General features: G+C 66.0%; 8 protein-coding genes. 4 read left to right on the top strand and 4 right to left on the bottom strand.

The features are described from left to right. Both ACR2JI_RS11090 and ACR2JI_RS11085 read right to left on the bottom strand, forming a co-directional pair. Window positions 1–656, bottom strand: a 656-nt coding sequence (locus tag ACR2JI_RS11090; RefSeq protein ID WP_526390118.1) for a Crp/Fnr family transcriptional regulator, incomplete at its 3' end; no start/stop codon positions are given. Between the two features lie 103 nt (window positions 657–759). Continuing rightward, window positions 760–1,008, bottom strand: a complete 249-nt coding sequence (locus tag ACR2JI_RS11085) for a hypothetical protein (RefSeq protein ID WP_526390117.1) — start codon at window positions 1,006–1,008, stop codon at window positions 760–762. A 147-nt stretch (window positions 1,009–1,155) separates the two neighbouring features. Here ACR2JI_RS11085 and nth point away from each other — a divergent pair, with 147 nt between their 5' ends. From nth to marP, 4 genes are read left to right on the top strand one after another with little or no spacing between them, the layout of a single operon-like run. Further along, window positions 1,156–1,836, top strand: coding sequence for an endonuclease III (gene nth / locus ACR2JI_RS11080; protein WP_526390126.1), 681 nt, complete (start codon window positions 1,156–1,158; stop codon window positions 1,834–1,836). 4 nt (window positions 1,837–1,840) lie between these two features. Continuing rightward, window positions 1,841–2,479, top strand: coding sequence for a TlpA family protein disulfide reductase (locus tag ACR2JI_RS11075; protein WP_526390116.1), 639 nt, complete (start codon window positions 1,841–1,843; stop codon window positions 2,477–2,479). Between the two features lie 7 nt (window positions 2,480–2,486). Further along, entirely contained in the window at window positions 2,487–3,269 is a 783-nt protein-coding gene (locus ACR2JI_RS11070; RefSeq protein WP_526390115.1) for an NUDIX hydrolase, read from the top strand. Beyond that, window positions 3,266–4,456, top strand: coding sequence for an acid resistance serine protease MarP (gene marP, locus ACR2JI_RS11065; protein WP_526390114.1), 1,191 nt, complete (start codon window positions 3,266–3,268; stop codon window positions 4,454–4,456). Before ACR2JI_RS11070 ends, marP begins: the two co-directional genes overlap by 4 nt. Here marP and ACR2JI_RS11060 read toward each other — a convergent pair. Continuing rightward, entirely contained in the window at window positions 4,453–5,400 is a 948-nt protein-coding gene (locus ACR2JI_RS11060) for an alpha/beta fold hydrolase (RefSeq protein ID WP_526390113.1), read from the bottom strand. The two genes, marP and ACR2JI_RS11060, sit on opposite strands and share 4 nt — an antisense overlap. Then, window positions 5,397–5,942: a phage holin family protein gene (locus ACR2JI_RS11055; protein ID WP_526390112.1), complete on the bottom strand. Its 546-nt coding sequence runs from the start codon at window positions 5,940–5,942 to the stop codon at window positions 5,397–5,399. The genes ACR2JI_RS11060 and ACR2JI_RS11055 overlap by 4 nt, the downstream gene beginning before the upstream one ends. Window positions 5,943–6,000: the final 58 nt, after the last annotated feature.

Here is a 6,000-nt window from a genome sequence, read left to right as displayed (position 1 = left end):
AGTCGCTCGGAGTCGCAGATCAGAACGCTCTTGCCTTCCAGACGAATCCAGCCGCGATGGGCGAAATCGGCGAGGGCCTTGTTGACGGTTTCCCGGGAGGCACCGACAAGCTGGGCGATCTCTTCCTGGGTGAGGTCATGGGTGACGCGCATGGCGCCTCCCTCCTGGGTGCCGAAGCGCTGCGCCAGTTGCAGCAGCTGCTTGGCCACGCGTCCGGGAACGTCGGTGAAGATCAGGTCGGCCAGGTTGTTGTTGGTCCGGCGCAGCCGGCGGGCGAGCACCCGCAGTAACTGCTCGGCGATCTCGGGCCGGTCGGCGATCCACGCTTTGAGGGCATCGCGATCCATGGAAACGGCGCGCACCTCAGTGATGGTGGTCGCGCTGGATGTGCGTGGGCCGGGGTCGAAGATGGACAACTCGCCGAACATGTCCGACGGTCCCATGATGGTCAGCAGATTCTCCCGGCCGTCCGGGGAGCGACGACCGATCTTCACCTTGCCGGTGATGATGATGTAGAGCCGGTCTCCGGGCTCGCCTTCAGCAAAAACTGTGTGCCCGCGCGGGAAGTCCACCGGCTGAAGCTGCTTGGTAAGTGCGGAGACCGCGGTGGGATCGACTCCCTGGAAGATTCCGGCCCTGGCCAGGATCTCGTCCACGTTGCCCCTTCTCAGTCGTCAATCATCGGAAAACGCTACGAACCGTCGCACACACCTTAATCGTTAGACGAACGTGCTTCACGACATTGGCTGATCCGGACGGCTACAACCGGGTGGGCAGGCCGGGTTCGTCGGGAATCAGCCGGAATGCCGGTTCCATTCTCGGGCTCAGCCCGGAGAAATCAGTCAGTGGCACCGCCTTCTCCCGGGCTGTACGGGTGGCCTGCTCCAGGCGTGTCACGATCTCTGTGCCCGACGGACGGTCGGCGTGCAGGACGCTTTCCAGCCGCTGCAGTCCAACCGTCGACAGCATGAGCAGCGCCGGGATGAAGCCTGCGAGCAACCATGACATAGCCGGGTAGTTAACCGGCGGCAGGTCTCATCGGGATCACGAAATGCCACCGGTCTGTCGGCGGTAAGTACCCTGACACCCGTGGCGCCGGGTTCGATCAAGTGGGATTCCGAAACCCGCCTCGGTCTTGTTCGCCGCGCACGACGGATGAACCGCACCCTGGCGGTGGCTTTCCCGCACGTCTACTGCGAGTTGGACTTCACCAATCCGCTGGAACTCGCCGTGGCCACCATCCTGTCGGCGCAGAGCACCGACAAGCGGGTAAACCTGACCACTCCGGCACTGTTCGCCGAGTACCGCAGTGCCCGCGACTACGCGCAGGCCAACCGAACCAAGCTCGAGAACCTGATCCGCCCGACCGGTTTCTACCGCAACAAGGCCAACTCGCTGATCGGACTCGGACAGGCGCTCGTCGAGCGGTTCGAGGGCGAGGTTCCGGCCACCATCGACGAACTGGTGACACTGCCCGGGGTCGGGCGCAAGACCGCCAACGTCATCCTCGGCAATGCATTCGAGGTGCCCGGCATCACAGTTGACACCCACTTCGGCCGATTGGTGCGTCGATGGCGCTGGACCGCCGAAACCGATCCGGTCAAGGTCGAGCATGCGGTCGGCGAGCTCATCGAACGCCGGGAGTGGACCCTGCTGAGCCACCGCGTGATCTTCCACGGCCGACGGGTCTGTCATGCCCGCAAGCCCGCCTGTGGAGTGTGCGTCCTGGCTAAGGATTGTCCGTCCTACGGGGAGGGGCCCACCGATCCGCTTGTCGCCGCCCGCCTGGTGAAGGGTCCCGAGACCGACCACCTGCTGGCCCTGGCCGGGCTGTAGAACCATGGCGGTATCGACCCGATGGGCTCTTGGGATGCTGGCCGTGGTGGTCGCGTTGATCGTCGCGCTGACCCTGCACCTCGATGACGACGCCGCGGTGCCGGCCGGCTCAGATGCGTTGGTCGCGCGGACCCACCGTGAAGCCGACACCCCGCAGGCGCTCGCCGGACCCCGCGCACGCGCCGATCTGCCACCCTGTCCGGCTGACGGCGCGAGCGCGGGGCCGGCGGCACTGCGCGGGATCGAGGTCGAATGTGCCGCCGACGGATCGACCGTCGACGTGGCGCGCATGCTGGCCGGCCGCACCGTCGTGCTCAACCTGTGGGCTTACTGGTGCCAACCGTGTGCCGAGGAACTTCCGGCGCTGGCCGGGTACCAGCGGCAGGCCGGCCCTGCGGTGACGGTCGTGACGGTTCATCAGGACGAGAATGAGACAGCGGCGCTGATCCGGATGGCCGAACTCGGCGTCCGCCTGCCGGTGTTGCAGGACGGCCGACGAAGTATCGCCGCGGCACTCGGTCTACCCAACGTCATGCCCGCCACCGTGGTGCTGCGCCCGGACGGTAGCGTTGCCAAGGTCATCCCGCAGCCCTTCACCAGCGCAGATGAGATCGCTGCTGCGGTGGAGACGGCAATGAGATGAGCGGGTAATGACGACCGAGAGGAGCAGGGTGAGCACTGGTGCCGCGCTCACCCCGGCCGCCGGGCCGCCCTGGCTGGCACCACTGGTGAACAACCTGGATCAGGTGCCGCACGCCTACCGGCGACGGGTGCCTCCGGAGATACTGACCGCGGTCACCGGCGCCCGTGACGCCGCGGCGGCGGCACGGTCCGGCCGCGACGCCGCGGTATTGGTGCTGTTCTCCGGACCACATGCTGAGCACCCGGACGGGGAGTTTCCCGCGGACGCCGACCTGCTGCTGACCGTTCGTGCCAACACGTTGCGCCACCACGCCGGGCAGGCGGCCTTCCCCGGTGGTGCCGCCGATCCGGGGGATGCCGGACCGGTGGAGACGGCCATCCGGGAGGCCCGGGAAGAGACCGGGATCGAGCCCGGCCGACTTTACCCGCTGGCGACATTGGAGCGAATGTTCATCCCGCCATCGGGTTTTCACGTTGTTCCGGTGCTGGCGTACTCCCCGGATCCGGGGCCGGTGGCGGTTGTCAACGAGTCTGAAACCGCCGTGGTCACCCGGGTTCCGCTGCGGGCATTCGTCAACCCCCGCAACCGTCTGATGGTCTACCGCTCCGAGCCCCGCTTCGCCGGGCCGGCGTTTCTCCTCAACGAGATGTTGGTGTGGGGATTCACCGGTCACGTAATCTCGGCAATGCTTGATGTGGCCGGATGGTCACAACCATGGGATACCCAGGATGTTCGGGAGTTGGACGAGGCAACGGCACTCGGCGCCGATGATAGTGAGGACGCGCTGTGACCAGTTCGCAATGGCTGGACATCGCTGTGATCGGTGTGGCGCTCATCGCGGCCATCTCCGGATGGCGGTCCGGTGCACTGGGCTCGCTGATGTCCTTCGTCGGCGTCGTGCTGGGAGCTATCGCCGGCGTGATGCTCGCCCCGCACATCGTCAACCACATCCACACACCACGGGCGAAGCTGTTCGCCGCCCTCTTCCTGATCTTGGCACTGGTGGTGGTCGGCGAGGTTGCCGGAGTGGTCCTCGGGCGCGCAGTCCGTGGTTCCATCCGCAACGGCCCGATCCGGGTGGTCGACTCCGTCGTCGGCGTCGTTCTGCAACTTGTGGTGGTGCTGGTCGCGGCGTGGTTGCTGGCCAGCCCGCTGACATCGTCGGACCAACCTAATCTGGCTGCGGCGGTCCGCGGTTCCAAGGTGGTCGCCGAGGTGGAGAAGTATGCACCGAACTGGCTGCGCACGGTCCCCAAGCGGATATCGGCTCTCTTGAGCACCTCCGGCCTGCCGGACGTCCTCGAACCATTCGGCCGCACGCCGATCCAGAACGTCGACCCCCCGGATGCCTCACTGGCCGACAGCCTGGTGGTGTCACAGACGCGACCGAGTGTCGTCAAGATTCGCGGCGTCGCGACATCCTGCCAAAAGGTCCTGGAGGGAACGGGATTCGTCATTGCACCGAACCGGGTGATGTCCAACGCCCACGTCGTCGCCGGTTCAGACAGTGTGACGGTGGAGACAGAGGGCAAGAAGTACGACGCAACGGTGGTGTCGTATGACCCGGACGCCGACATCTCCATCCTCGACGTACCGAATCTGCCGCAGCAGCCACTGGTGTTCGCTGATGAGCCCGCCAAACCGGGAACCGACGCGGTCGTGCTCGGCTATCCCGGTGGTGGTGATTTCCTCGCAACTCCGGCACGGGTGCGCGAGATCATCGAACTCAGCGGTCCCGACATCTACAAGACCACCACGGTCAATCGCGAGGTCTACACCATCCGGGGGACTGTCCGCCAAGGAAATTCGGGGGGACCGATGATCAACCGGTCCGGCCGGGTGATCGGTGTGGTGTTCGGCGCCGCGGTCGATGACAACGACACTGGTTTCGTCATGACCACCAATGAGGTCTCCCGCCAGCTCGCCAAGATCGGCAACACTGCGAAGGTTCCCACCGGCGTCTGTGTCAACGCTTAGAGGCCGGCGAGGAATCGCTGCAGTGCGTCGTTGACCGACTGCGGGGATTCCTCGTGGGCGTAGTGGCCCACGCCTGGAATCTCGACGAATCGGCCGTGTGGCGCGAAGTGCCGGCTGCGTTGGACGGGATCGGCCAGCACGTAGGGATCGGCGCTTCCACGGATATGCAGCAGCGGTATGTCCAAGCGCCGGTCCATCAGCTTCATGAAGCGCCTACCCTCGCCGCGTAGTTGACTTCGAACCGCCCAGCGCTGGTATTCCAGGGACGAGTGCGCCGCCGACGGTATCTGGATGGCTTGACGCAGATGTGTGATGGTCTCGGAGAAGTCCTCGCCCGCTTGCCATTTCGAGGATGCTCGACTGCGAACAAGTGAGTCCAGCTCGGCGGCGTCATTGCGTGTCAGCAGGTGTTCGGGCCAGCGCGGAACCTGGTAGCGCAGGAGCGTGGGCAGCAGAGCCCGGCGCTGTCCGGGGTTGATCATGACCGATTGCCGCAGTGCCGCCGGATGTGGGGAGCTGACCAGGGCGATGGCCCGCACCATCCGGGGGTGCAGCACTGCGGTCGCCCAGCAGACCAGGCCGCCGTCGGCGTGCCCGACAAGGGTGGCGGAGGTGTGCCCGAGGGCACGGACCAGTCCGGCGGTGTCTCCGGCAAGTGTCCAGCCGTCATAGCCCCGCGGCGGTTTGTCGCTGCCGCCGTAACCCCGAAGATCCACTGCCACCGCCCGGACGCCCGACAGGCCGGGTAACTGATGCCGCCAGGACCACCAGAACGAGGCGAACCCGTGCAGCAGGATCACCAGGGGTCGCGCACTGGGTGGAATGTCGTCATCGGATTCGTCAACGGCTTCGACACACTGAAACCGGATTCCGTTCGCGTGGACGTCGAGGTGACGCCACGGTCCGGCGATGCGGGTGACCGAGGGATCCGGCCGGGCGGTCACCAACCGGACGGATCGGTGCCGGTTTCGCCCGTCCCCGCCGGTGCGATCGCACCCGTCGAGGCGGGCGACACCGCCGGGGTGGCCGGGGTCCGGGGTGCGCCGGGGGTCAGGGCCGCGGTGGTCGCCTTGACCGAGGCGATGGTCTCCTGAGGCCCGCGGATCCGCCGGACCTTGAGATAGCCGAGTAGGGCGAACACTCCGGTGACCACCAGCATCAGGACGAACACGACCAGGAAGGCAGCCCAGCGCCACAGCCAGGTGTCGAGCAACTCGGCCAGGAAGAAGAACATGAAGAAGGTGGAGTACAGCAGCACCACGAGCGCCAGGATGAAGAAGACGCTCCCGGTGAGCCCCTTCTTCACGTCGCGGGTGATCTCGGTCTTGGCCAGCTCCACTTCGGCGCGCATCAGCGTCGAGACCTGGGCGGTGGCGTCCCGCACCAGGTCACCGATGGAGGGATTGGCCGGCATCGCGTTCGGATCCACGAGAGGAATCGAGGTCACGCTCGCGGGCACCCCGTTCTTGCGATCCCGATTGCTCACGGCTTTCCTCCATTCACCCGGTGTGGTGGGAGTTCATGTTGCCATGCCGCCGTCACTG

The organism is Mycobacterium sp., from assembly GCF_051006775.1.
In the GTDB taxonomy this organism is placed as follows: domain Bacteria; phylum Actinomycetota; class Actinomycetes; order Mycobacteriales; family Mycobacteriaceae; genus Mycobacterium.
Note: the sequence above shows the minus strand (reverse complement) of the source record. Positions and strands in the feature narration are given on the sequence as shown.

Excerpts from the sequence above, each read along its gene's own strand:
- nth (WP_526390126.1), top strand. The coding sequence starts at position 1,156 with ATGAACCGCACCCTGGCGGTGGCTTTCCCGCACGTCTACTGCGAGTTG.
- ACR2JI_RS11075 (WP_526390116.1), top strand. The coding sequence starts at position 1,841 with ATGGCGGTATCGACCCGATGGGCTCTTGGGATGCTGGCCGTGGTGGTC.
- ACR2JI_RS11085 (WP_526390117.1), bottom strand. The coding sequence starts at position 1,008 with ATGTCATGGTTGCTCGCAGGCTTCATCCCGGCGCTGCTCATGCTGTCG.
- ACR2JI_RS11070 (WP_526390115.1), top strand. The coding sequence starts at position 2,487 with ATGACGACCGAGAGGAGCAGGGTGAGCACTGGTGCCGCGCTCACCCCG.